Annotated in this window: 23 protein-coding genes; 11 read left to right on the forward strand and 12 right to left on the reverse strand. The window is 66.9% G+C overall.

The genetic code is table 11. From position 1 onward, the window contains the following. The coding region (locus AC1DKV_RS27240; protein WP_477138389.1) for an adenine nucleotide alpha hydrolase family protein at positions 1-460 on the forward strand (460 nt) is incomplete at its 5' end. Between the two features lie 138 nt (positions 461-598). After that, entirely contained in the window at positions 599-910 is a 312-nt protein-coding gene (gene ppnP / locus AC1DKV_RS27245; protein WP_441618515.1) for a pyrimidine/purine nucleoside phosphorylase, read from the forward strand. Positions 911-946: 36 nt separating this feature from the next. Here the strand turns inward: ppnP and murB are convergent, their stop codons facing one another. Further along, a complete protein-coding gene (murB, locus tag AC1DKV_RS27250; protein ID WP_441618517.1) occupies positions 947-1,963 on the reverse strand; it encodes a UDP-N-acetylmuramate dehydrogenase in 1,017 nt (338 codons plus the stop codon). Positions 1,964-2,119: 156 nt separating this feature from the next. Here murB and AC1DKV_RS27255 point away from each other — a divergent pair, with 156 nt between their 5' ends. Continuing rightward, positions 2,120-2,605, forward strand: coding sequence for a YajQ family cyclic di-GMP-binding protein (locus AC1DKV_RS27255; RefSeq protein WP_441618519.1), 486 nt, complete (start codon positions 2,120-2,122; stop codon positions 2,603-2,605). Between the two features lie 44 nt (positions 2,606-2,649). On the opposite strand, the gene AC1DKV_RS27260 is transcribed toward AC1DKV_RS27255, so the two are convergent. From AC1DKV_RS27260 to AC1DKV_RS27270, 3 genes are all read right to left on the reverse strand, one after another. After that, the gene (locus AC1DKV_RS27260; protein WP_441618521.1) at positions 2,650-3,099 is read right to left on the reverse strand and encodes a DUF192 domain-containing protein; all 450 of its coding nucleotides are present in this window, start codon (positions 3,097-3,099) and stop codon (positions 2,650-2,652) included. 207 nt (positions 3,100-3,306) lie between these two features. Next, a complete protein-coding gene (locus AC1DKV_RS27265) occupies positions 3,307-3,528 on the reverse strand; it encodes a hypothetical protein (protein ID WP_441618523.1) in 222 nt (73 codons plus the stop codon). Positions 3,529-3,632: 104 nt separating this feature from the next. Beyond that, positions 3,633-4,289 carry a pseudouridine synthase gene (locus tag AC1DKV_RS27270; RefSeq protein WP_441618525.1) on the reverse strand — a complete coding sequence of 219 codons (657 nt, stop codon included), beginning with the start codon at positions 4,287-4,289 and terminating at the stop codon, positions 3,633-3,635. Positions 4,290-4,639: 350 nt separating this feature from the next. On the opposite strand from AC1DKV_RS27270, the gene icd reads away from it, so the two are divergent. Beyond that, positions 4,640-5,890, forward strand: coding sequence for an NADP-dependent isocitrate dehydrogenase (icd, locus tag AC1DKV_RS27275; RefSeq protein WP_441618527.1), 1,251 nt, complete (start codon positions 4,640-4,642; stop codon positions 5,888-5,890). 168 nt (positions 5,891-6,058) lie between these two features. Continuing rightward, positions 6,059-6,520, forward strand: a complete 462-nt coding sequence (locus tag AC1DKV_RS27280) for a VOC family protein (protein ID WP_441618724.1) — start codon at positions 6,059-6,061, stop codon at positions 6,518-6,520. 225 nt (positions 6,521-6,745) lie between these two features. Here AC1DKV_RS27280 and AC1DKV_RS27285 read toward each other — a convergent pair whose 3' ends face one another. Further along, the gene (locus AC1DKV_RS27285; RefSeq protein WP_441618726.1) at positions 6,746-6,952 is read right to left on the reverse strand and encodes a cold-shock protein; all 207 of its coding nucleotides are present in this window, start codon (positions 6,950-6,952) and stop codon (positions 6,746-6,748) included. A 499-nt stretch (positions 6,953-7,451) separates the two neighbouring features. Between AC1DKV_RS27285 and clpS the strand changes: the two genes are divergently transcribed. The 4 genes from clpS to AC1DKV_RS27305 all read left to right on the forward strand — a co-directional run bounded on the left by clpS (position 7,452) and on the right by AC1DKV_RS27305 (position 12,115). Beyond that, positions 7,452-7,778, forward strand: coding sequence for an ATP-dependent Clp protease adapter ClpS (gene clpS, locus AC1DKV_RS27290; protein ID WP_006157525.1), 327 nt, complete (start codon positions 7,452-7,454; stop codon positions 7,776-7,778). Beyond that, the gene (gene clpA / locus AC1DKV_RS27295; protein WP_441618529.1) at positions 7,775-10,078 is read left to right on the forward strand and encodes an ATP-dependent Clp protease ATP-binding subunit ClpA; all 2,304 of its coding nucleotides are present in this window, start codon (positions 7,775-7,777) and stop codon (positions 10,076-10,078) included. The genes clpS and clpA overlap by 4 nt, the downstream gene beginning before the upstream one ends. Before the next feature lie 146 nt (positions 10,079-10,224). Next, positions 10,225-11,238, forward strand: a complete 1,014-nt coding sequence (locus AC1DKV_RS27300) for a Bug family tripartite tricarboxylate transporter substrate binding protein (protein WP_441618531.1) — start codon at positions 10,225-10,227, stop codon at positions 11,236-11,238. A gap of 34 nt (positions 11,239-11,272) precedes the next feature. Then, positions 11,273-12,115, forward strand: a complete 843-nt coding sequence (locus tag AC1DKV_RS27305; RefSeq protein ID WP_441618533.1) for a VOC family protein — start codon at positions 11,273-11,275, stop codon at positions 12,113-12,115. A 25-nt stretch (positions 12,116-12,140) separates the two neighbouring features. Here the strand turns inward: AC1DKV_RS27305 and dut are convergent, their stop codons facing one another. The 3 genes from dut to coaBC all read right to left on the reverse strand — a co-directional run bounded on the left by dut (position 12,141) and on the right by coaBC (position 14,960). Next, positions 12,141-12,641 (reverse strand): dUTP diphosphatase, encoded by a 501-nt coding sequence (gene dut, locus AC1DKV_RS27310; protein WP_441618535.1) that lies wholly within the window; start codon positions 12,639-12,641, stop codon positions 12,141-12,143. Positions 12,642-12,717: 76 nt separating this feature from the next. Further along, complete coding sequence (locus AC1DKV_RS27315) at positions 12,718-13,740, reverse strand: LLM class flavin-dependent oxidoreductase (RefSeq protein ID WP_441618537.1); 1,023 nt, start codon at positions 13,738-13,740, stop codon at positions 12,718-12,720. A gap of 23 nt (positions 13,741-13,763) precedes the next feature. After that, entirely contained in the window at positions 13,764-14,960 is a 1,197-nt protein-coding gene (coaBC, locus tag AC1DKV_RS27320; protein ID WP_441618539.1) for a bifunctional phosphopantothenoylcysteine decarboxylase/phosphopantothenate--cysteine ligase CoaBC, read from the reverse strand. Positions 14,961-15,145: 185 nt separating this feature from the next. Between coaBC and AC1DKV_RS27325 the strand changes: the two genes are divergently transcribed. Next, positions 15,146-15,739 (forward strand): YdcF family protein, encoded by a 594-nt coding sequence (locus tag AC1DKV_RS27325; RefSeq protein ID WP_441618541.1) that lies wholly within the window; start codon positions 15,146-15,148, stop codon positions 15,737-15,739. 32 nt (positions 15,740-15,771) lie between these two features. Here AC1DKV_RS27325 and lspA read toward each other — a convergent pair whose 3' ends face one another. From lspA to AC1DKV_RS27340, 3 genes are all read right to left on the reverse strand, one after another. Further along, complete coding sequence (lspA, locus tag AC1DKV_RS27330; RefSeq protein ID WP_441618543.1) at positions 15,772-16,299, reverse strand: signal peptidase II; 528 nt, start codon at positions 16,297-16,299, stop codon at positions 15,772-15,774. Continuing rightward, complete coding sequence (ileS, locus tag AC1DKV_RS27335) at positions 16,299-19,178, reverse strand: isoleucine--tRNA ligase (RefSeq protein ID WP_441618545.1); 2,880 nt, start codon at positions 19,176-19,178, stop codon at positions 16,299-16,301. Before ileS ends, lspA begins: the two co-directional genes overlap by 1 nt. A gap of 142 nt (positions 19,179-19,320) precedes the next feature. Then, a complete protein-coding gene (locus AC1DKV_RS27340; RefSeq protein ID WP_441618547.1) occupies positions 19,321-20,328 on the reverse strand; it encodes a bifunctional riboflavin kinase/FAD synthetase in 1,008 nt (335 codons plus the stop codon). A 148-nt stretch (positions 20,329-20,476) separates the two neighbouring features. Between AC1DKV_RS27340 and AC1DKV_RS27345 the strand changes: the two genes are divergently transcribed. Then, positions 20,477-22,306, forward strand: coding sequence for a sensor histidine kinase (locus AC1DKV_RS27345; protein ID WP_441618549.1), 1,830 nt, complete (start codon positions 20,477-20,479; stop codon positions 22,304-22,306). Positions 22,307-22,487: 181 nt separating this feature from the next. Here AC1DKV_RS27345 and AC1DKV_RS27350 read toward each other — a convergent pair whose 3' ends face one another. Continuing rightward, positions 22,488-23,147: a response regulator gene (locus AC1DKV_RS27350; RefSeq protein WP_441618551.1), complete on the reverse strand. Its 660-nt coding sequence runs from the start codon at positions 23,145-23,147 to the stop codon at positions 22,488-22,490. Positions 23,148-23,317 lie beyond the last annotated feature (170 nt).

A 23,317-nucleotide genomic window follows, 5' to 3' on the forward strand; every position in this document is an offset into this window, starting at 1 on the left:
GCACGGCATCGGCCGCCTGGACCTGGTGGAAAACCGCTACGTCGGCATGAAGAGCCGCGGCTGCTACGAAACCCCCGGCGGCACCATCATCCTGAAGGCCCACCGCGCCATCGAGTCGATCACGCTCGACCGCGAAGTCGCGCACCTGAAGGACGACCTGATGCCGCGCTACGCCAGCCTGATCTACAACGGCTACTGGTGGAGCCCGGAGCGCCGCGCGCTGCAGGTCCTGATCGACCATACCCAGGCCAAGGTCAACGGCTGGGTTCGCGTGAAGCTGTACAAGGGCAACGTGATCGTGGTCGCGCGCGATTCGAAGGACACGCTGTTCGACAAGACCATCGCGACCTTCGACGACGACGGCGGCGCCTACAACCAGGCCGACGCCGGCGGCTTCATCAAGCTCAATGCGCTGCGCATGCGCATCGCTGAAAACGCCCGTCGCCAGCGTGGCGAATAAGGCGAGTTGATCCCGCCCCGGCACGGTCCGGGCGTGGCAGCAAGGAAGAGGGGCCGTCACGGCCCCTTTTTTGCGCCGCGCCCGCGTCGCCGTGCCGCCCATCCAGACACCCAGAACCCGCATCAAAGGAGAAAAAGCATGAGCCAGTTCGACAACGTTTCCGTCGTCAAGAAAGCCAACCTCTACTTCGACGGCAAGTGCGTCAGCCACACCGTGCTGTTCCCGGATGGCACCCGCAAGACGCTGGGCGTGATCTTCCCCGCCACGCTGACCTTCGGCACGGGCGCGCCGGAAATCATGGAAATCAACGCGGGCAGCTGCCGCGTGCGCCTGGCGGGCGAGGAGCAATGGAACACGTACGGCGCAGGCCAGCAGTTCAATGTGCCGGGCAACAGCAGCTTCGACATCGACGTGCAGGAAACCCTGGACTACGTCTGCCACTTCGCCTGAAGAACGGCAGCGCAGCCGGGCCCGGCTGCGCCGCTCTTACAGGACGACCGGCTCGGGCTCGATGCGCACGCCAAAGCGCGCCGCCACGGTATCGGCGATGCGGCTTGCCAGCGCCAGCAGTTCCTGCCCGCTGCCGCCGCCGTGGTGCACCAGCACCAGGGCCTGTTTGCCGTAGACGCCGACCGCGCCGTCGCTCAGGCCCTTGAACCCGCACTGGTCGATCAGCCAGCCGGCTGCCAGCTTGTAGCTGCCGTCCGGCTGGGCATGGCTGACCAGGCCGGGGTGCTGCGCCAGCAGCGCATCGCGTTGCCCGGCGCCGACCACCGGATTCTTGAAGAAGCTGCCCGCGTTGCCGATTTCGGCCGGGTCGGGCAGCTTGCGCGAGCGGATGGCGATGACGGCATCGCGGATGCGGCTGGCCGTGGCCGGCGCGGCCGGATCCTGCGCGACTTCCCGCGCGAGCTCCGCGTAGCCGAGCACCGGCTGCCACGGTCGCGGCAGGCGCAGCGTGACGGCGGTGATGATGTAGCGGTCGCGGCCCTCGCCCTTGAACAGGCTGTCGCGATAGGCGAAACGGCACTGGTCCAGCGTCAGGTCGACGAATTCGCCGGCGCGGCGGTCCCATGCGCGCAGGCGCTCGAAGCGCTCGCGCAGTTCCACGCCGTAGGCGCCGATGTTCTGGATCGGCGCGGCGCCCGCCGTGCCGGGAATCAGCGCCAGGTTTTCCAGGCCGGGCATGCCGTCGGCGACCGTGCGGCAGACCAGCGCGTGCCAGTTCTCGCCGGCGCCGGCGGTCACCAGGAAGGTATCGTCGGCCGCGCTCACGGTGTAGCCGGGGATTTCCATCAGCAGGACCAGGGCATCCAGGTCCTGCGTCAGCACCACATTGCTGCCGCCGCCCAGCACCACCAGCGGCAAGCCATGCGCGCGGGGATCCGCCAGCGCATGCAGCAGGTCGGCTTCGCTGCGCACATGGACGGCGAAGCGCGCGCGCACGTCGAATCCGAATGTATTGTGGCGGCGCAGGGGATAAAATTCGTGGAAATCTGCCATGCAAGGGAAAGGTGAAGCGGCGGCCGCGCGGCGGCGCCGGACTGCAGGGTAGGCTGGATTATACGTAAGCGCCGCCATCGGCCTGCCGCTGCGGGCGAACGGCGCTACACCGCAACATCAGCAACATCAGCAACACGCAAGACAAAGGAGAATGCAATGCCGTCGTTTGACGTAGTGTGCGAAGCGAATATGGTCGAGGTGAAGAACTCGGTCGAACAGGCCAACAAGGAGATCACCACCCGTTTCGACTTCAAGGGATCGGACGCCCGGGTCGAGCACAAGGAAAACGAGCTGACCGCCTTCGCCGATGACGATTTCAAGCTCGGCCAGGTCAAGGACGTGCTCATCAGCAAGATGGCCAAGCGCAATGTGGACGTGCGCTTCCTCGACTACGGCAAGACCGACAAGATCAGTGGCGACAAGGTCAAGCAGGTCATCACCATCAAGAAGGGCGTCACCGGCGACCTGGCCAAGAAGATCGTGCGGATGATCAAGGACAGCAAGATCAAGGTGCAGGCCAGCATCCAGGGCGATGCGGTGCGCGTGTCCGGCACCAAGCGCGACGACCTGCAGAGCGTGATCGCCCTGCTGCGCAAGGACGTTCCCGAGGCGCCGCTGGACTTCAACAACTTCCGCGACTGATCTCGTCGCAGGGCGCGGCGGCCGGACCGCCGCGCCCTGCGCCTTCAGCGCGGCTGCGGCAGGCCGCCGATCTTCGCGCCGGCCTTCAGGCCCTTCTGCGCAAACCATCCCTTGTTCATTTCCAGCGCATAGCGCACGGCTGCGCGCGGGCAATGGTTGTCTTCCGTCTGCGGCGCCATGTCCTCGATATTGACGATGGCGCCATCATCGGCGAGGAAGGCGATCGACAGCGGCAGGTCGGTGTTCTTCATCCAGAAGCAATGCCCTGCCTTCTCCTCGAAGACAAAGAGCATGCCCTCGTTGGCGGGCATGGTCTTGCGGTACATCAGCCCGAGTTCGCGGGATTCCGGCGTGGCGGCAATCTCCGCCTTGATCGCGTACATGCCTGCGGTGAGCTGCCTGACCGGCAGGCTGGCCTGCGCCTGGGCAAACGCGGAAGTCAGGGCGGCAACGGCGCAGCCGCCGGCGAGAAGTAACGGGAGGACAGGGCGCATGAAAGGGAGGCGGCGTATGACGGGTTCAGGACAGCCGCCAGCATAACGCAGCTGCGAGGCGGGCGGCTGGCTCGCATATTTCGCCGCGTTGCACGGGCGTGCCACGCGCGCGGCACGCCGGGGCGGACAACAAAAAAGGCAGGCACCCGACGGGCAGCCTGCCTCTCTCATGCCGGACCCAAAGGACCCGGCGTGCCAGCAATGCGCTTACTGGGGAGCAGCTTCGGTCTTGGCAGCCGGAGCAGCCTTGGTCTTGTTGTGAGCGTGCTTCTTGTGGGTCTTCTTGGTGCTCTTGGTCGCGGGCTTTGCGGCCGGAGCTTCAGCTGCCGGTGCTGCGGCAGCCGGTGCTGCCGGTGCGGGAGCGGCGGCTTGGGCGAAAGCGCCGGTGGCGAACAGGCCGGCAACCAGAGCAGCGATCAGTTTGTTCATGCTATCTACCTTGGAAGGTTGAATTCGATTCGAAAGAGTGACTCGTATGCGACGCGTCAGTGTCAAAAACGAAACCGAGTGGTGAGTCGTTGACCTTCTCTCTGTTAATTTTTGTAACTTCCTGGGCGGGGGCGCGCGGGGCGCCGTCCCTGAGGGGCGGCGGACCCGCCTGGTGCGCCTGCGCGTGGCGAGCCCGGGGTGTCGAGGCCAAGGTCCGCGGGCGCGATTTCGCGCCATTGTCCCGGCGCCAGCCCGAGCGTGCGCAGGTCGAGCGCGCCGATCTTCAGCCGCACCAGCCGCAGGGTGGGAAAGCCCACCGCCGCCGTCATGCGCCGCACCTGCCGGTTTTTCCCTTCGCGGATCTCCAGCTCCAGCCACTGCGTCGGGATGGCGGCGCGAAACCGCACCGGCGGATTGCGCGGCCACAGGAAGACGGGCTCCTCGATGCAGCGCGCCCGTGCCGGCAGCGTGCGGAAATCGCCAAGATCGACGCCCTCGCGCAGGCGCGCGAGCGCTTGGTCTTGCGGAATGTTCTCCACCTGGGCCAGGTAGGTCTTCGGCAACTTATGGTGTGGATCCGCGATACGCGCCTGCAGGGCGCCATCATCGGTCAGTAGCAGCAGGCCCTCGCTGTCGGCGTCGAGCCGGCCCGCCGGATACACGCCGGGCAGCGCCACGCAGTCGGCCAGCGTCGGCCGCGTGGGGTGGGCGGAAAACTGGCTCATGGTGCCGAAGGGCTTGTTCAGGGCAATCAGGGTCATGCGGATACGAGGAAACGGTGCAGGCCGGGCGCCCGCCGGCGCCAGTATGCCGCAGCCGGGCGCCCGGTTGCGGGGCGGTGGCAGGATTCGGGGGTGCCGCGGAGATGGCGGATCATGAAATTTTGCTGCATAATACAAAACGGTCTTATGTCTTATATAAGACCAAATTTTGCACATAGGGATAGAGGATTTGCGCGCACCGGGGTGCGCGCGGACGCTCCGTCGTGATGCGACGCAGCATCGTGGCCATGCCGTTCCCCGTTAAAATGCCCCCGCGCGTCACCCACATCTCGCCGTCCGGTCACGGGCCTGGCGGCAGTTTCAATCCCCCGTTCCGCACTGGAGACGTCATGTATCAACACATCAAGGTTCCGGCCGGCGAAAAGATCACGGTCAACCAGGATTTTTCGCTGAATGTTCCGGACAATCCGATCATTCCCTTTATCGAGGGTGACGGGACGGGCCTGGACATCACCCCGGTGATGATCAAGGTGGTTGACGCTGCCGTGGCCAAGGCCTACGCAGGCAAGCGCAAGATTTCCTGGATGGAGATCTACGCCGGCGAGAAGTCCACCAAGGTGTACGGTCCCGATGTCTGGCTGCCGGAAGAAACCCTCGCGGCCCTGAAGGAATACGTGGTGTCGATCAAGGGCCCGCTGACAACGCCGGTCGGCGGCGGCATCCGTTCGCTGAACGTAGCGCTGCGCCAGCAACTGGACCTGTACGTCTGTCTGCGCCCGGTCGCCTATTTCAAGGGCGTGCCTTCGCCGGTGCGCGAGCCGCAGAAGATCGACATGGTCATCTTCCGCGAGAACTCGGAAGACATCTACGCCGGCATCGAATGGGAAGCCGAAAGCGACCAGGCCAAGAAGCTGATCGCCTTCCTGCAGAATGAAATGGGCGTCAAGAAGATCCGTTTCCCGGACACCTCCGGGATCGGCGTCAAGCCGGTTTCCCGCCAGGGCACCCAGCGCCTGGTGCGCAAGGCGATCCAGTACGCGATCGACAACGACAAGCCGTCGGTGACCATCGTGCACAAGGGCAACATCATGAAGTTCACCGAAGGTGGCTTCCGTGACTGGGCCTACGAACTGGCGCAGAAGGAGTTCGGTGCGGAACTGATCGACGGCGGCCCGTGGTGCAAGTTCAAGAACCCGAAGACCGGCCGCGAGATCGTGATCAAGGACGCCATTGCCGACGCCTTCCTGCAGCAGATCCTGCTGCGCCCGGCCGAGTACTCGGTGATCGCCACGCTGAACCTGAACGGCGACTACATCTCCGACGCGCTGGCCGCGCAGGTCGGCGGCATCGGCATTGCCCCCGGCGCCAATCTGTCGGACTCCGTGGCCATGTTCGAAGCGACCCACGGCACCGCGCCGAAGTATGCCGGCAAGGACTACGTGAACCCGGGTTCCGAAATCCTTTCCGCCGAAATGATGCTGCGCCACATGGGCTGGACCGAAGCTGCCGACCTGATCATCGCGTCGATGGAGAAATCGATCCTGTCGAAAAAGGTCACTTATGACTTCGCCCGCCTGCTGGAAGGCGCGACCCAGGTGTCGTGCTCGGGCTTTGGCCAGGTCTTGATCGACAATATGTAAGCGGCTGCCGGCCTCCGCGCCGCCCAGGCGCCGCCGCACACCGACCAACCCCGGTCCCGCGCAAGCAGGCCCGGGGTTTTTTCATGAGGCCGCGCCGGGCCGCCTTGCAATCGGGCAGGGCGTTACCTAGCTTGTTCAGTGTCGAGGGAAACTGCCCGGGGAGGCATGATGGAAGATCCGTTCCGGCGCGCGGCCTTCGGCTCCGCGCTCTATTACCGCGACCCGCTCGCGGCCCTGGACTGGCTGGAAAAGGCGTTCGGCTTCGAGCGCGCCATGGTCATCACCGACCGCGAAGGCAAGCTGGTCCATTCCGAGATGCGCTTCGGCGGCGGCTATATCATGATCGGCAGCGCCTGGACGGATTACACCGCCAGTCCCGCCGCGGCAGGCGGCATGAACACGCAGTCGGTCCATGTTCACTTGCTGGAGGGGATCGATGCCCACTGCGAGCGGGCGCGGGCCGCCGGCGCGGAAATCGTCAGGGAACCGGCAGACCAGTTCTACGGCGACCGGGTCTATGGCGCGCGGGATCCCGAAGGCCATGTCTGGACCTTTGGCCAGACCGTGCGCGCGGTCACGCGGGAGGCGGCCGAGCAGGCCAGCGGGCTGCACATCGAGGGCTGGGTGTAGCGCGGCGCATGGCAAACAAAAAGCCCGGCATTGACCTGACCGGGCTTTTTGACGGATGCGTTGCGTACTGCTGTTCAGCCTGCTTTTCCGTCCATGGCGCGCTGGCTGTCTAGGCCAGGCGATGTCCGGGGGGCGCGGACCGATCCCGTTCCGGGGAGAGCTTCCCCCGCATCCTTTCGTGGCCGCCTCGCGCTCTGTCGGCGGGTGCGGCCGCGCACAGAGGCCTCAGGCGCCGTCCTGGATATTGGTGGCTTGTTTGCCCTTGGGCCCCTGGATGACTTCGAAGGACACGCGCTGACCCTCTTTCAGGGTCTTGAAGCCACTCATCTGGATGGCCGAAAAGTGCGCAAACAGTTCCTCTTCGCCGTCGTCCGGCTTGATGAACCCAAAGCCCTTGGCGTCATTGAACCATTTGACGATACCGCTTGCCATAAACTCCCCCAACAGAAAAAGCAGGATACGAGCGGGGGAAAGCGCCGCGGCCAGCCGGGCACCCGGCATGCGGCCTCGCGCTCGGACCGGTCAGACCGGGCCGGGCACGATGGCACGACTTGCGGGTACCGCGTGGCGGCCAGTTTCTGTATCTGACTCGCCGCCGCCGGATTCGTGGGCCTCCCTGCTCACGGATCACCCAGGTCCGGCTTGTTGCTTTGGCTCGCGTAACCAGACGTGAATGTGCGAACGATTCTTCTGTCAAACCTGACCCCTGTCAAGTTGGCAGATTCCCCACTCCCCGTAGGGTGTGGCGGGAAAGGAACGGCGGTCGGTGGTATTTTGGAGGGGACTGGAGCCCGGCAGCGCCGCGGCTCCCGCGAGGTGTACCCGGATGCATTCGGCATCTCCGGAATTTCGACGGTCGCTGCATCGGCCTCTTGAATCCGGCGTCTTTTCCCCAAATTGCAGAGTTGTGCGTAAGGGTTAGAATAAAGCCATGGCTACACGGCTGGCAAATGTCCCACAACGCGAAGCAGGCACCGTACTGGAGCGGAAAGAGCAGGCGCTCAAGCCGCCCGCGATGTACAAGGTCCTGCTGCTGAATGACGACTTCACCCCGATGGAGTTCGTCGTGATGATCCTGCAGCAGTATTTCAGCAGGGACCGGGAGACGGCGACGCAGATCATGCTGACCGTCCACCGGGAAGGCAAGGGGGTTTGCGGTATCTATACCAGGGATATCGCGGCGACGAAGGTCGAGCTGGTGTCAACGCACGCGCGGCAGGCGGGTCATCCGTTGCAGTGCGTGATGGAGGAAGCATGATTGCGCAAGAATTGGAAGTCAGCCTGCACATGGCGTTTGTTGAAGCGCGGCAGGCACGCCACGAGTTCATTACCGTGGAGCACCTGCTATTGGCGTTGCTTGACAACCCCACGGCAGCGGAAGTCTTGCGCGCCTGCGCAGCCAATATCGAGGATCTGCGCACCAGTCTGAAGAATTTCATCGCGGACAACACCCCGGTGGTGCCCGGCACCGACGAGGTGGATACCCAGCCCACGCTGGGTTTCCAGCGCGTGATCCAGCGCGCCATCATGCACGTTCAGTCCACTTCGAACGGCAAGAAGGAAGTGACCGGCGCCAATGTGCTGGTCGCGATCTTCGGCGAGAAGGACTCGCACGCGGTGTACTACCTCCAGCAGCAGGGCGTGACGCGGCTGGATGTGGTCAATTTCATCAGCCATGGTATCCGCAAGGACCAGGCCGAGCCGGCCAAGCATGGCGACGGCACGGCCGAGGGCGAGGGCGGCGATGGCAAGGAAAGCCCGCTGGAGCAGTTCACCCAGAACCTGAACGTGCTGGCCAAGGCCGGCAAGATCGATCCGCTGATCGGCCGCGAGAGCGAAGTCGAGCGCGTGGTTCAGGTGCTGTGCCGCCGGCGCAAGAACAACCCGCTGCTGGTGGGCGAGGCCGGCGTAGGCAAGACCGCCATCGCGGAAGGCCTGGCGTGGCGCATCACCAAGAACGAAGTGCCCGACATCCTGGAAAAGGCGGTCGTGTACTCGCTCGACATGGGCGCGCTGCTGGCCGGCACCAAGTACCGCGGCGATTTCGAGCAGCGCCTCAAGGGCGTGCTCAAGTCGCTCAAGGACAATCCGAACGCGATCCTGTTCATCGACGAGATCCACACGCTGATCGGCGCGGGCGCCGCTTCGGGCGGCACGCTGGACGCCAGCAACCTGCTCAAGCCGGCGCTGTCGTCGGGCCAGCTCAAGTGCATCGGCGCGACCACCTTCACGGAATACCGCGGCATCTTCGAGAAAGACGCGGCACTGTCGCGCCGCTTCCAGAAGATCGACGTGGTGGAGCCGTCGGTCGACCAGACCGTGCAGATCCTGCGCGGCCTGAAGTCGCGCTTCGAGGAGCACCACGGCGTCAAGTACGCGGCGGCGGCGCTGACTGCCGCAGCCGAGCTGTCGGCCCGCTTCATCACCGACCGCCACCTGCCGGACAAGGCCATCGATGTGATCGACGAGGCAGGCGCCGCGCAGCGCATCCTGCCGAAGTCCAAGCAGAAGAAGACCATCGGCAAGAGCGAGATCGAGGACATCGTTTCGCGCATCGCCCGCATCCCGCCGCAGAGCGTCAACCAGGACGACCGCAGCAAGCTGCAGACCCTGGACCGCGACCTGAAGTCGGTGGTGTTCGGCCAGGATCCCGCCATCGAGGCACTGGCTTCGGCCATCAAGATGTCGCGCGCTGGCCTGGGCAAGACCGACAAGCCGATCGGCTCCTTCCTGTTCTCGGGCCCGACCGGCGTCGGCAAGACCGAAGTCGCCAAGCAGCTCGCCTTCATCATGGGCATCGAGCTGCTGCGCTTCGACATGTCCGAATACATGGAGCGCCATGCGGTGAGCCGGCTGATCGGCGCGCCCCCGGGCTACGTCGGCTTCGACCAGGGCGGCCTGCTGACCGAGGCCGTCACCAAGAAGCCGCACTGCGTGCTGCTGCTGGACGAAATCGAGAAGGCGCATCCGGATATCTTCAATATCCTGCTGCAGGTGATGGACCATGGCGCGCTGACCGACAACAACGGTCGCCGAGCCGACTTCCGCAACGTGATCATCATCATGACCACCAATGCGGGAGCCGAGACCATGAACCGCGCCACCATCGGCTTCACCTCGTCGCGCGAGCAAGGCGACGAGATGGCCGACATCAAGCGCATGTTCACGCCGGAGTTCCGCAACCGCCTGGACGCCATGATCAGCTTCCGCTCGCTGGACGAGGAAATCATCCTGCGCGTGGTCGACAAGTTCCTGATGCAGCTCGAGGAACAGCTCCACGAGAAGAAGGTGGAAGCCAGCTTCAGCGAGAAACTGCGCAAGTTCCTGGCGAAGAAGGGCTTCGATCCGCTGATGGGTGCGCGGCCGATGCAGCGCCTGATCCAGGACCTGATCCGCAAGGCGCTGGCCGACGAACTGCTGTTCGGCAAGCTGGTTTCGGGCGGCAAGGTCGTGGTCGATCTCGACGAGCAGGACCAGATCAAGCTGGACTTCGCGGAGGCTGCGGCCGAACCGCCGGAACCGCCGGAGGCGCCGGAAAACGAGAAGGCAGAAGTCTGAGGCGTGTGGACGGCGGCCGGGCCGTCGTCTGCAATCCGTGCTATCCTCGGGCAAAATACAGGGCGGCAGCAATGCCGCCCTTTTTGTTATGGCCGGGTGCGACTGCCGCTGCAGCCGCGCGAGCCCGCCATTCGCCTGAGTACCCGATGTCCCGACCCGATTGCTCGCGGCTGCGCCGCCTGCTCCTCAAATCGCTGCCGCTGGGCGCGATGCCCCTGATTCCCGTGCCCGGCCTGGCCGCCGCCGGTGGCGAAGCCGCAATCGGCGGTGCCGGCCACCCGATCTCGATGGTGCTGCCTTTCCCCCCGGGCGGCAGCGTCGACATCGTCGCCCGCCAGCTCCAGCCTGGCCTCAAGAGCCTGCTGGGCCAGACCGTGGTGATCGACAACAAGCCAGGCGCGGGTGGCCTGATCGCATCCAGCACGGTGGCGCGCGCCAAGCCGGACGGCACCACCTTGCTGATGGCGTTCGATACCCACGCGATCAACCCGTTTGCCTACAAGCACCTGCCTTACGACACCTTCCGCGATTTCACGCCGATCTCGCAGCTGGTGCGCTTCCCTCTTGTGATTGCGGCCAATCCCTCGCTGCCCGCCTCCAATGTGAAGGAGTTGGTGCAGATGGCGCGCGAGAAGCCGGAGAGCATCCACTATGCGTCGTCGGGCATCGGCAGCCTGAACCAGCTGGCTGCGGAAGCCCTGGCGACGGAAGCCGGGGTGCGTTTCCTCCATGTTCCATACAAAGGGGGTGGCCCGGCGGTACAGGCCGTGCTGTCCAACGAAGTCGACGTCTTTTTCTCGAGCTATGCCGCCGTGCAGGCGCACGTGGCGGCCAAGACGGTCAAGCTGCTGGGCGTGACCGGCACCACGCGCCTGCGCCAGTTCCCGCAACTGCCCACCGTGAGCGAGCAGGGCTACCGTGGCTTCGAGGCCTATTCCTGGATCGGCGTGTTCGGCCCGGCCGGCTTGCCCGAGGCGACGGTGATGCGGCTGCACGATGCGCTGGTGCGCGCGCTGCGCCAGCAGCGCGTGATGGACGCGCTGGCCACGCAGGGGTTCGAGATCGTCGGTGGCAGCCCCGCCGAACTCGCCAGCCTGGTGCGGCACGAGCACGACAAATGGCAGGCCGTGGCGCGCAAGGCCAATATCCAGTTCGATTGATGACAGAGATTTGCAGAGAATTGCCGAGGCAGCGATGACGACGGAACCGCTAGACCATGCCGTGATGGTGTGCCCAGACCTCGATGCCGCGGCGCAGGCGTGGCGCGGGCTCGGCTTTACCTTGACGCCGCGCGGCTACCATACGCTCGGCTCGCAAAACCATTGCGTGATGCTGGGGAGCGACTATCTCGAATTGCTGCATGTCACGGCCCCCAGCCCCACGCGGCAGTATTACTGGGATGCCCAGCAAGCCGGCGGCGGATGCGCGGCGTTGTCCTGCAAGAGCGCCGACAGCTTCGAGGCCTCGGCGCAACTGCGTCGCGGCGGCTGGCACACCTCGGATCCGATCGAATTCTCGCGCCCGGTGCGCCTGGACGACGGCAGCGAGCATCCTGCCACGTTCCGCGTCACCGCCATCGACGACGCTCCCGGCGCCCGCTTTTTCTTGTGCGAGCACCGCACCCCGGAGTTGCTGTGGCGCCCCGAATGGACCACGCACGCCAACGGCGCCACCGGTATCGCCGCGATGTTCCTGGTGGTCGCGCCGGCGCTGGTGGAAGCGGCTGGCCGCGCCTATGCCGAACTCACCGGCGGCGAGATGACGCAGCTCAGCGATCACATCTGCAGCCTGGCGCTGGATGGCGCCACGCTGGTGGTGACCACGCCGCAGGCGCTGCCGGCCGCCACCGGCACGGAGCACGTCCGGCGCGCGGTGCCGGGCTATGCGGCCATCCGGCTGAGCACCGGCGACCTGGCCGCGGCTCGCGCGGGCTGGCGCGCCGCCGGCGTGGGCGCACTGGACCTGGGCCCCGAAGAAAGCCTGATACCGGCCTCGGTGGCCGGCGGCGTGGCGCTGCTGTTCGAACAGGCGCGCTGAGCGCGCCGGATCCCTGCCGGGGCGCTCAGGCGCCCTTGCCGGCGTGATGCACGCCGGTCGAGCCGAATCCGCCCGCGCCGCGCGCGGTGTCGGCGGAGAAATCTTCCACCGTCTTGAACACCGGCCGCAGCACCGGCACGAACATCATCTGCGCGATGCGCTCGCCCGGCTGGATCACGATCGGCTCGGTGCCGGGCGCGTTGCGGTTCCATACGCTGACCATGATCGGGCCCTGGTAGTCTGCATCGATCACACCGATGGAATTGCCCAGCACGAGTCCCTTCTTGTGGCCCAGCCCCGAGCGCGGCGCGATGGTGGCCGCCATATAGGGGTTGGCCATGTGCACGGCAAAGCCGGCCGGCACCAGTTGCGCCGGCGTGCCGGGCTCGATGGCCAGCGGCGCGTCCAGGCAGGCGTGCAGGTCGATCGCCGCCGCCATGTCGCTCTGGTAGGCGGGCAGGCCCCACTCGTGCAGGCGTGCGTCGAGCACCTTGATTTCGACGGTGGGGTTCGCTTCGATGGTCATGGCTGGTCGGTTCCGGAAAACTAAAAACGTTGGCAACCCGAGATGATAGCCGAGCGGACCCGGACGGCCACCGGACTCAGGCCGCCGGGAGCGCGAAGGCCTGCGCCAGCAGCTCGTAGGTGCGCAGCCGCGCCGCATAGCTCGCGGCCACGCTCAGCACCACCAGTTCATCGGCCTCGAAGCGCTCGCGCAGGTCCAGCATGCGCTGCGCCACCTGCTCCGGCGTGCCGCAAATGGTGCGCGGGCGCTCGCGCTCGACGATCAGGCGGTCGCGTTCCGTCAGTTCGTGCTGTGCGGCCTGCGCCAGCGAAGGGATCGGCGCGTTGACGCCATAGGCCATCTGCAGCCGGCGCAGGTCCACGGCGCGCTCCAGCTCCGCGGCCTCGGCTTCGGTGTCGGCGCAGATCACGAAGATCGCCGCCGCGCTGTACGGCCGCTCTTCATAGGCGGGCGCGAAATCCTCGCGGTAATGGCGCGCCACCGCGTGGCCCATATGCGGATTGATGAAATGGGCGAAGGCGAAACGCAGCCCCAGCCGGGCCGCCAGCGCGCCGCCGTAGTCGCTCGAACCCAGCACCCAGAGCTCGGGCCGGGTATCGATCTCCGGCTGCAGCACCACGCCCTCGGCGACATGTCCCGGCGGCACTTCGCCGCGCACCAGCCAGGACAGATCCTGCACCTGCTCGGCAAAGCGGTCGCCGCGGTTGTAGTCGCCCATCGCCACCGCCTGCGCGGTGCGCATGTCGCCGCCCGGCGCGCGGCCCACGCCGAGGTCGATGCGGCCGGGGAACAGGCCCTCCAGCATGCGGAATTGCTCTGCCACCTTGAAGGGACTGTAGTAGGGCAGCATCACGCCGCCCGAGCCCAGCCGGATCCGTTGCGTGACGCTGCCCAGGCGCGCCAGCATGACTTCCGGCGCGGGGTTGCACACGCCGCGCAGGCCGTGGTGCTCGGCGCACCAGTAGCGCGTGTAGCCGAGCGCATCGGCGGCCTGGGCCAGATCCACCGTGGCGGCCAGTGCATCGCGCGCGCTATGGCCCGCGATGACCGGGCTCTGGTCCAGCACCGAGAGGCGCAGCTTGGGTTTGCTTTCTGACATGGTCGGGGCTCGTGCGAGGGGGTTCAGCCGCGGGCGGGCAGGCGCTGGCCGATGGCCGCGACAAGGTCGCGCGCCAGCGTCAGCTTGTCGGCGCGCGGCAGGCGCGTCATGCCCTTGGCATCGAACAGCACGATCTCGTTGTCGTCCAGGCCAAAGGTGTGGTGGCCGATATTGCCTACCAGCAAGGGCACGTTCTTGCGCTGGCGCTTTTGTTCGCCGTACTGCTCGAGCTTCTCGCTCTCGGCGGCGAATCCCACGCAGTAGGGCGCGTCCGGCCGCGCGGCCACGGCGGCGAGGATGTCCGGGTTCTGCACGAATTGCAGCGTCGGCGTGTCGGTGTCGTTGGCTTTCTTGAGCTTCTGCGTGGCCACCTCGGCCGGGCGCCAGTCGGCCACGGCCGCCACGGCGATGAACACGTCGGCGGCGGGCAGGCTCGCCAGCACCGCGTCGTGCATCTGCTGGGCGCTTTCCACGTTGGTGCGCGCCACGCCGCGCGGCGTCGGCTGGGCGGTCGGGCCGGCCACCAGGATCACGTCGGCGCCGGCCTCGCGGGCCGCGCGCGCAATGGCGAAGCCCATCTTGCCGGACGAGCGGTTGGTGATGCCGCGCACCGGGTCGATGGCCTCGAAGGTGGGTCCGGCGGTGATCACCACGCGGCGCCCGGAAAGCGGCTTGGGCTGGAAGAATGCGACGATGTCCTCCACCAGCTCCGCCGGCTCCAGCATGCGGCCGTCGCCGACTTCGCCGCAGGCCTGGTCGCCACTGCCCGGGCCCAGCACCGTCACGCCGTCGGCGCGCAGCTGCGCGGCATTGCGCTGGGTCGCCGGTGCCGCCCACATCTGCCGGTTCATGGCGGGTGCCACCAGCAGCGGGCAGTCGCGCGCGATGCACAGCGTGGACAGCAGGTCGTCGCACAGGCCGTGGGCCAGCCGTGCAAGGAAATCGGTGGAGGCGGGCGCGATCACGATGGCGTCGGCTTCGCGCGAGAGGTCGATATGGGCCATGTTGTTGCCCACGCGCGCGTCCCATTGCGAGGTAAACACCGTGCGGCCGGACAGCGCCTGCATGGTGACCGGGGTGATGAACTGGGTGGCGGCCTCGGTCATGACCACCTGCACGGTGGCGCCGGCCTTGGTCAGCAGGCGGACCAGCTCGGCCGATTTATAGCAGGCGATGCCGCCGGTCATGCCAAGGACGAGATGCTTGCCTCGCAGATCCATGGATATGCTCTTTGCTCGAAGTTGTGATCCGGGTGCCGCGGCCGGGTTGCCCATCGATTGCATTCCGCCGCGCCGGAGAAACGTCAATAATACCGGCTTGCCCGCGTGCGCGTTGGCGGGCGCGCCGTCACCGGCGCTCCCGCCCCCGTTGCCGCCTCTGCCGAGCCACCTTCCTCGCCGTCCTCATGTCGCCACGTCCCTTGTTTCGCCAGCACCGCCCGCAGCGGCCCCTGCGCCTGCAGAACCTGATCCTGCTGTTGCTGGCCTGCGCGCTGGCGCTCGCCGTGCTGCTGCTGGCCTTCGCCAGGCAATGGCTGCCGCGCGAGGACGTACCGGCGCGGGCGGACTGGATCGTGGTGCTGGGCGGGGAGTCGGGCGAGCGCGTGATCGGCGCGGCGGAGCTGTACCACGCCGGCGTGGCGCCCTTCGTGTTCGTCACCGGCACCGGAGACTGCCTGTTGAACGTGCGCCGGCTGGTCATGGCCGGTGTGCCGCGCGGGCGTATCGGCTACGAGTGCTTTTCGCGCAGCACCATGGAAAACGCCCGCATGACGCGGGCGCAACTGGAGCGCTTCGCGCCCCGCCAGGCGGTGCTGGTGACCAGCTGGTATCACACCAGCCGGGCCCTGCAATCGTTCCGCCAGACCTGGGGCGAGGTCGAGTGGGGCGCTCATGGCGTCTATCCCGGCGCGAGCCTGACGAACTCGCTGGTGATCTACGAGGGCAGCGCCGTGCTTGCCGAATACCTCAAGCATGCCTGGTACGCGATCCGCTATTGAGCGGGGCGCGTGCCTGCCGCCGGCGGCCGCCCTCAGTGGCGGCGCACGCGGCGCAGTTCATCGACGATCAGCAGCACCGCGCCCACCGTGATGGCGCAGTCCGCCACGTTGAACGCGGGCCAGTGGTAGTTGCGCATGTGGAAGTCGAGGAAGTCGATCACATGGCCGTAGGCCACCCGGTCCACCACGTTGCCGATGGCGCCGCCCAGGATCAGCGAGATCGCGAAGCAGAACAGGCGCTGGCCGGTGTGGCGGTACAGCATCCACACGATGAACAGTCCCACCACCACGCCGAGCCCGGTGAAGAACCAGCGCTGCCAGCCGCCGGCGTCGGCCAGGAAGCTGAACGCCGCGCCCTTGTTGTAGACCAGCACCAGGTTGAAGAAGCCGGTCACGGGACGCGACTCGCCGTAGGCGAAGGTCCGGACGATGACGATCTTGAAGAACTGGTCGAGCACGATCACCAGCAGGGCGAACGCCAGCCACAGCAGCGGCGTGGTGCTGCTGCCCTTGCTGGCGCGCTTGGTGCCGCGCGCGCTACGCGTGGTGGTGGTGGCCATCAGGCGTGGCTCCTGTGTTCACCGGCGCCGAACAGGTTGCTGTCGCAGCGGCCGCAGAGGGTAGGGTGGGCCGGGTCGCGGCCGACGTCGGCGCGGTAGTGCCAGCAACGCTCGCACTTGGCGTGCACCGACGGCGTGACCGTGACCAGCAGGTCGCCGCCTTCCGGCGCGGGCGCCACCTTGGCGGCGGAGGTCAGCAGCACGAAGCGCAGGTCGTCGGCCAGGCTTTGCAGCGCGGCCAGCACGGGGCCGCCGGCCTGGATGGTGACCTCGGCCTGCAGCGACGAGCCGATCTCGCCGTCCACGCGCACCGACTCCAGTTGCTTGGTGACTTCCGCGCGTACTTCGCGGATGGCGTGCCACTTCTGCAGCAGCTCGTCGGCCTGGTCGACCGCCGGCACCTCGTAGTAGGTGCTGGTGAAGATGGTGTCGCGGTGCTCGGTGCCGTGGCCGAAGATCTGCCAGGCTTCCTCGGCGGTGAACGAGAGGAAGGGCGCCATCCAGTGCAGCATGGCCTGGGTGATGTGGTAGATCGCGTTCTGCGCGGCGCGGCGCTCCTTGGAGCCGGCGGCCGTGGTGTAGAGGCGGTCCTTGAGCACGTCGAGGTAGAAGCCGCCGAGGTCTTCCGAGCAGAACGTCTGCAGCTTGGCCACCACCGGGTGGAACTCGTAGCCGTCGTAGTGCGACAGGATCTCGCGCTGCAGGCGGTCGGCCAGCGCCACCGCGTAGCGGTCGATCTCCAGCCATTCCGACACCGGCAGCGCATGCTGCGCGTGGTCGTAGTCGGCCAGGTTGGCCAGCAGGAAGCGCAGCGTGTTGCGGATGCGGCGATAGCCCTCCACCACGCGCTTGAGGATCTCGTCGGAGATCGACAGTTCGCCGGAGTAGTCGGTCGAAGCCACCCACAGGCGGATGATCTCGGCGCCCATCTTGTTCGACACATCCTGCGGCGAGACCGTGTTGCCGACCGACTTCGACATCTTGCGGCCTTCGCCGTCCACGGTGAAGCCGTGCGTCAGCAGCGCCTTGTAGGGCGGCTTGCCATACAGCATCGAGGCGGTCAGCAGCGAGGAGTGGAACCAGCCGCGGTGCTGGTCCGAGCCTTCCAGGTACAGGTCCGCCAGGCGGCCTTCGGGCAGGTCGGCCGACGGATCGTACAGGTCTTCCCGGTGCGAGCTGCGGATCACGCTCCAGTGCGTGGTGCCGGAGTCGAACCAGACATCGAGCGTGTCGCGGTTCTTCTCATAGAGGGCGGCCTCGTCGCCGAGCAACTCCTTCGGGTCCAGCGTCTGCCAGGCTTCGATGCCGTGCTGCTCCACGCGCCTGGCCACTTCTTCCAGCAGTTCCGGCGTGCGCGGGTGCAGCGCGCCGGTTTCCTTGTGCAGGAAGAAGGCCATCGGCACGCCCCACTGGCGCTGGCGCGACAGGGTCCAGTCGGGCCGGTTGGCGATCATGTTGTGCAGGCGCTGCTTGCCCCAGGCGGGGAAGAACTCGGTAGCCTCGATGCCGGCCAGCGCGGTCTCGCGCAGGGTGGGGCCATCGTCGACCGGGTCCACGTCCATGCCCGCGAACCACTGCGAGGTGGCGCGGTAGATGATCGGCGTCTTGTGGCGCCAGCAATGCATGTAGCTGTGGGTGTACTTGTGCGAGTTGAACAGGTTGCCCGAGGCCTTGAGCGTGTCCACGATCTTCGGGTTGGCGTCCCAGATCTTCTCGCCGCCGAACAGCGCCAGGGTGCTGGCGTAGACGCCGTCGCCCATCACCGGGCTGATGATGTCGGCGTCCTTCATGCCGTGCGCCTTGCACGACTGGAAGTCTTCCACGCCGTAGGCCGGCGCCGAGTGCACGATGCCGGTGCCGGTATCGGTGGTGACGTAGTCGCCCAGGTAGACCGGCGAGAGGCGGTCGTAGCCCGCGTCCATCTTGGCCAGCGGATGGTGGAAGCGGATCTCCGACAGCGCCGCGCCGGTGGTGGTGGCCAGCACGCTGCCTTCGAGCTCGTAGACCTTGAGCTGTTCCTCGACACGCTCGGTGGCCAGGATCAGGTAGCCGCGCGGCGTGTCGACCAGCGCGTACTCCACTTCCGGGTGCACGTTGAGCGCCTGGTTGGACGGGATGGTCCACGGCGTGGTGGTCCAGATCACGATCCAGCCGGGCTTGGCGGCCAGCTGTGCCGCGGGCAGCTTGAACGCATGCGCGAGCTTGTCGGCCTCGGCGAAGGGGAAGCCCACGTCGATCGAGAGGTCGGTCTTGTCCTTGTACTCGACCTCGGCCTCGGCCAGCGCCGAGCCGCAGTCGAAGCACCAGTTCACCGGCTTGAGGCCGCGGAACACGTAGCCTTTTTCCATGATCTTGCCCAGCGCGCGCAGCTCGTCGGCTTCGTTGCTGTAGTTCATGGTCAGGTAGGGGTGTTCCCAGTCGCCCAGCACGCCCAGGCGCTCGAAGTCCAGCTTCTGGCGGGCGATCTGTTCGGTGGCGTAGGCGCGCGCCTTCGACTGGACTTCCTGCACCGGCAGGCCCTTGCCGAACTGCTTTTCGATCTGGATCTCGATCGGCATGCCGTGGCAGTCCCAGCCCGGCACGTAGACCGCGTCGAGGCCGGACAGGCCGCGCGCCTTGACGATCATGTCCTTGAGGATCTTGTTGACGGCGTGGCCGATGTGGATGTCGCCATTGGCGTACGGCGGGCCGTCGTGCAGGATGAACTTCTTGGCGCCTTTGCGGGCGGCCCGGATCTTCTTGTAGATCTGCTTTTCCTGCCACTGCTTGACCCACAGCGGCTCGCGCTTGGGCAGGTCGCCGCGCATCGGGAAGGGGGTCTCGAGCAGGTTGACCGGATACTTGCTTTTTTCGGGCTTGGCGCGTTTGTCGTTGGACATGTCGATTCTCGGGGCAATTCGGTTGCCGCGCGGGGCACTAGCTCGGCTGGGTGCGGGCGCGCGGTACGGCGTGGGCAGGCTGCGGGGAAGCCACGGTTTTGAAGGGGTAGCGACCCGGGTCCCGCTGCGCGGGAACGGGGCGCTAGCTAATTCGGTCGGTGGCGGAAGTGGCGAAGTCGCGCCCGCCCGCTGCCAGCGTGGTGCCCGCGGGCGAGCCCGGCGCGGTCAGGCCGAAGAAGGCGCGGGCGTCCGCGCTGTCCTTGGCGATGGCCGCGGTCAGCGCTTCGAGGCCGTCGAAGCGGGCCTCGTCGCGCAGCTTCTTCATGAATTCGACCCGCACCAGCTTGCCGTAGATGCTCTCGCTGAAGTCGAACAGGTGGACTTCCAGCAGGACCCGGCCGGCATCCTCGATGGTCGGGCGCACGCCGATGCTGGCCACGCCCGGTACCGGATGCTCGCCCAGCCCGTGCACCTGCACCACGAAGATGCCGCTGACCGCCGGCCGCTTGTGGGAGATGCGCAGGTTGAGGGTGGGGAAACCGAGGTCGCGCCCCAGCTTGCGGCCATGGATCACGTGGCCGCTGATGGCGTAGCCGTGGCCGAGCAGGCGGCGCGCATGCTCGAGATCGCCGTCGGCCAGCGCCTGGCGCACCGCGGAGCTGGAGATGCGCACGCCGCCTTCGGAGACCGAACCCATCTGTTCCACGTCGAAGCCGAACTGGCCGCCGGCCTGCTGCAGGTAGGCAAAGTCGCCGGCACGCTTGGCACCGAAGCGGAAATCGTCGCCGACCAGCAGCCAGCGCGTGTGCAGGCCATGCCAGAGCACGTTCTCCACGAACGCTTGCGGAGACTGGGCGGCGAAATGGGCGTTGAAATGCTCGACGACGACGCGGTCGACCCCGTTGCGGCGCAGGCTCTCGAGCTTGTCGCGCAGCAGCGCGATGCGCGTGGGCGCCTTGTCCGGGGTGAAGAACTCGCGCGGGTGCGGCTCGAAGGTCATCACGCACAGCGGCAGGCCGCGCGCGTCTGCCGCCGCGCGCGCGCGGGCGAGCAGCGACTGGTGGCCACGGTGGACACCGTCGAAATTGCCGATGGTGAGGGCGCAGGGCGCACGGCTCTCGGCATTGGGCAGGCCACGGAAGACTTTCACGAGGACGGCGTCAGGCGTTCGGATAAAGCGAGCATTATAAGGCGAATGGGGGGCAAGTTTCGCCCGGCCGCGCCGCAGCGGGGCCGGGAGCTGGCGTTTTTGTGCACGGATCGACCCATCGGCGTGGCGCCGCGCCCCAAAAGGCGGCATGATACGGCGGATCGCTTCCGACGCCCCAGCCCTTCCCTTGATCGCGCTGCTCAACCGAATCCTGCCGCCGCCAGGGCCTCCGCTCGATACCGACACGCGGGCCAAGCTGCTGGCGACCATCCACCGCGTCTCTCCCACCGCCATCGTCGCCTCGCTGGTGCTGCCGGTCCTGACCGCGATCGCCTTCTGGTCCGCTGCCGACCATGCCGCGCTGCTGGGCTGGTGCGGCGTGATGCTGGTGTTGACCACCGCTACGGGCTGGTTCTATTTCGGCTACCTGCGCGACGGCGCCACCATGAGCCGCTCGGCGCATACGCGCAAGTGGTGGGCCAATATGCGGGCAATGGCCTTCCTGACCGGCCTGACCTGGGGCAGCTCCGCCCTGCTGCATCTCTTTACCGGCTCGACCGTGTTCTCCAGCGTGCTGTACCTGCTGGCGCTCGGCGTGCTGGCGGGCGGGGTCACCGCCCAGTCGCCGGTGCCGTCGAACCTGGTCTACGCCGGCGTCCCGATCCTGGTGCCCAATATCCTGCTGGCCGACTATGCATTTCCCGGTCACGGCACCTACGTGCAACTGCTGCTGATGGTCTACGCCATCATGCTCACGCGCCATGCGCTGAACCTGCAGCGCACGCTGGTGCGGGCGATCCAGCTCGAAAGCGACAGCCGGCGACTGGCCAAGCAGTTCCAGGAAGAAAAGGAAAGGGCGCTGCACGCCAGCGAGGAGAAATCCCGCTTCCTCGCCGCCGCCAGCCATGACCTGCGCCAGCCCGTGCATGCGCTCGTGATGCTGGTCGAGGCGCTGCGCGCGCGCAACAAGTCGTCTTCGCTGCATCCGCTGGTCGAGCAGGTGGCGGCCGGCACCCAGACCATCGACCTGCTGTTCCGCTCGCTGCTGGACCTGTCCAAGCTCGAAGGCCGCAAGGTGTTGCCCACGCTGGAGCCGTGCGAACTCGGCCATCTCATCAACGAGGTGATGAGCCAGTTCGCCGCGGATGCGCGCGAAAGCGGGCTGACGCTGACGCCGCGCGTGCCTGAGGAACTGTATGCCATGGCCGAGCCGGTGCTGCTGCGCCGCGCGCTGTTCAACCTGGTGCAGAACGCGCTGCGCTACACGCGCCGCGGCGGCGTGCTGGTGACCGCGCGCGAGCGCCGCAAGCATATCCGCGTGGAGGTGTGGGACACCGGCGCCGGCATCACGCCGGAGCACCTGCCCGATATCTTCTCGCCTTACTACCAGGTGCATAACCCGCAGCGCGATCCGTCCCAGGGGCTGGGGCTGGGGCTGGCCATCTTCAAGGAGTGCGTGCGCCTGATGCGCGGCACCTATGGTGTGCGCTCGGTGCCGGGGCGGGGGTCGGTATTCTGGTTCTCGCTGGCGCCGGTGGAGGCCGAGACCGTCGCCACGATCCGGGCCGTGCGCGCCTCGGCGCAGGCCGAGGACGCCAAGCCGGACCGCCTGCGCGGCACCGTGCTGGTGGTGGACGACGATACGCAGATCCGCAAGGCCTGGATCGCGCTGATGGAAGCCTGGGGTATCGAGGTAGCCTGCGCGGCCCACGGCGCGGACGCCGACCACCTGTTCGGGCAGGGGCTCAAGCCGGACATCATCTTCTGCGACCTGCGCCTGCCTGGCAGCGAGAATGGCCTGGACCTGCTCGAGCGCTGGCAGAACACGCAGCCGCAGGCGCGCAGCGCGCTGTTGTCCGGCGACCTGAAATCCGACGCGCTGGCGGCGGCCGAGGAAGCCGGCTACTTCGTGCTGCCCAAGCCGGTCGATCCGGCGGCGCTGCGCCTGTTGCTGCGGCGCTGGCTGCGCCCGGCCTGACAGGCGCCATCGGAAGGTCCCGGCGCCGCGTTACGCGGCCACGGCCAGCGCCGTTTGCAAAGTTGCACGCCCAGCGCTTCGCCTTGTTCCGAACATTCCGATCATGCAGATATCCGATCGCGCTGATCGAGTTGATCGTGCTGATCGTGCTTCCCGGCCCGATCCGCCGGGCTTCGTGCGCTTACTGGCGCAGGCGGAACCGCTCCATGCGCGACATCACCTGCATGCGCGTGCGCACGCCGAGCCGTTGCAGGATGGCCGAGACGTGTTCCTTGACGGTGTTCTCGGTCAGTCCCAGGCGCCGTGCGATGACCTTGTTGGGCAGGCCTTCGAGCACCAGCGCGAGCACCGAGCCCTGGCGCGGGGTCAGCCCCAGTTCGGCCGGAGTGACAGGAATGCCGTGGGCCGGCCCGAAGGACTGGGCGCGGCCGTTGAGGGCTTCGTCGGAGGGGAAGGAGGTGTCGCCCGCCAGCACCTTGCGTACCGCCGCGGTGAAGGCATTGGCGTCGAGGTGCTTGCCGACGAAGCCGTAGGCGGCCAGCGCGCGCGCACGGCCCACGATCTCGGGCGTGGCTTCGGCCGACATGAAGATGAAGCGCGCGGAGGGGACCAGCGTCTTGAGCGCCTGCATGGCATCGAAGCCGGTGCCGTCCGTCAGCCAGATATCGAGCAGCACGATGTCCGGGCGCAACCCCTGTTGCAAGGTGGTGAGCGCCTCCTTGGCGCTCCCGGCGGCATGGACCGCGACGTCGGGCATCACTTCCGCCAGGAAGGCGGTGGTGCCGGACAAGGCCATTGGATGATCATCGACCACCAGCAAGGTCGGTGCAGCGTTCGACATGCGATATCCCGTCTAATTTCTCACTTCGTCCTTGTTGTCACTTGAAGCCGCGTGAAACGGTCTGCGCGTGGACGATAGCAGCCACTCTAGCAGAGCGGGCGAGGCGTCACAATCATGCGACAAGGAACACCGTTGCGCGCAGGCCATGCAAATCGTTGCGCCGACGGGGG

It is taken from the genome of Cupriavidus sp. 05T41, assembly GCF_056396525.1.

What these genes read in the sequence shown, in the direction of transcription:
- AC1DKV_RS27305 (WP_441618533.1), top strand. Translation starts at nt 11,273, where the DNA reads ATGACGACGGAACCGCTAGACCATGCCGTGATGGTGTGCCCAGACCTC.
- clpS (WP_006157525.1), top strand. Translation starts at nt 7,452, where the DNA reads ATGGCTACACGGCTGGCAAATGTCCCACAACGCGAAGCAGGCACCGTA.
- icd (WP_441618527.1), top strand. Translation starts at nt 4,640, where the DNA reads ATGTATCAACACATCAAGGTTCCGGCCGGCGAAAAGATCACGGTCAAC.
- AC1DKV_RS27285 (WP_441618726.1), bottom strand. Translation starts at nt 6,952, where the DNA reads ATGGCAAGCGGTATCGTCAAATGGTTCAATGACGCCAAGGGCTTTGGG.
- AC1DKV_RS27350 (WP_441618551.1), bottom strand. Translation starts at nt 23,147, where the DNA reads ATGTCGAACGCTGCACCGACCTTGCTGGTGGTCGATGATCATCCAATG.
- coaBC (WP_441618539.1), bottom strand. Translation starts at nt 14,960, where the DNA reads ATGGATCTGCGAGGCAAGCATCTCGTCCTTGGCATGACCGGCGGCATC.
- dut (WP_441618535.1), bottom strand. Translation starts at nt 12,641, where the DNA reads ATGACCATCGAAGCGAACCCCACCGTCGAAATCAAGGTGCTCGACGCA.
- AC1DKV_RS27325 (WP_441618541.1), top strand. Translation starts at nt 15,146, where the DNA reads ATGTCGCCACGTCCCTTGTTTCGCCAGCACCGCCCGCAGCGGCCCCTG.
- ppnP (WP_441618515.1), top strand. Translation starts at nt 599, where the DNA reads ATGAGCCAGTTCGACAACGTTTCCGTCGTCAAGAAAGCCAACCTCTAC.
- AC1DKV_RS27300 (WP_441618531.1), top strand. Translation starts at nt 10,225, where the DNA reads ATGTCCCGACCCGATTGCTCGCGGCTGCGCCGCCTGCTCCTCAAATCG.
- AC1DKV_RS27280 (WP_441618724.1), top strand. Translation starts at nt 6,059, where the DNA reads ATGGAAGATCCGTTCCGGCGCGCGGCCTTCGGCTCCGCGCTCTATTAC.
- ileS (WP_441618545.1), bottom strand. Translation starts at nt 19,178, where the DNA reads ATGTCCAACGACAAACGCGCCAAGCCCGAAAAAAGCAAGTATCCGGTC.
- AC1DKV_RS27260 (WP_441618521.1), bottom strand. Translation starts at nt 3,099, where the DNA reads ATGCGCCCTGTCCTCCCGTTACTTCTCGCCGGCGGCTGCGCCGTTGCC.
- lspA (WP_441618543.1), bottom strand. Translation starts at nt 16,299, where the DNA reads ATGGCCACCACCACCACGCGTAGCGCGCGCGGCACCAAGCGCGCCAGC.
- murB (WP_441618517.1), bottom strand. Translation starts at nt 1,963, where the DNA reads ATGGCAGATTTCCACGAATTTTATCCCCTGCGCCGCCACAATACATTC.
- AC1DKV_RS27255 (WP_441618519.1), top strand. Translation starts at nt 2,120, where the DNA reads ATGCCGTCGTTTGACGTAGTGTGCGAAGCGAATATGGTCGAGGTGAAG.
- AC1DKV_RS27270 (WP_441618525.1), bottom strand. Translation starts at nt 4,289, where the DNA reads ATGACCCTGATTGCCCTGAACAAGCCCTTCGGCACCATGAGCCAGTTT.
- AC1DKV_RS27315 (WP_441618537.1), bottom strand. Translation starts at nt 13,740, where the DNA reads ATGTCAGAAAGCAAACCCAAGCTGCGCCTCTCGGTGCTGGACCAGAGC.
- AC1DKV_RS27265 (WP_441618523.1), bottom strand. Translation starts at nt 3,528, where the DNA reads ATGAACAAACTGATCGCTGCTCTGGTTGCCGGCCTGTTCGCCACCGGC.
- clpA (WP_441618529.1), top strand. Translation starts at nt 7,775, where the DNA reads ATGATTGCGCAAGAATTGGAAGTCAGCCTGCACATGGCGTTTGTTGAA.
- AC1DKV_RS27345 (WP_441618549.1), top strand. Translation starts at nt 20,477, where the DNA reads ATGATACGGCGGATCGCTTCCGACGCCCCAGCCCTTCCCTTGATCGCG.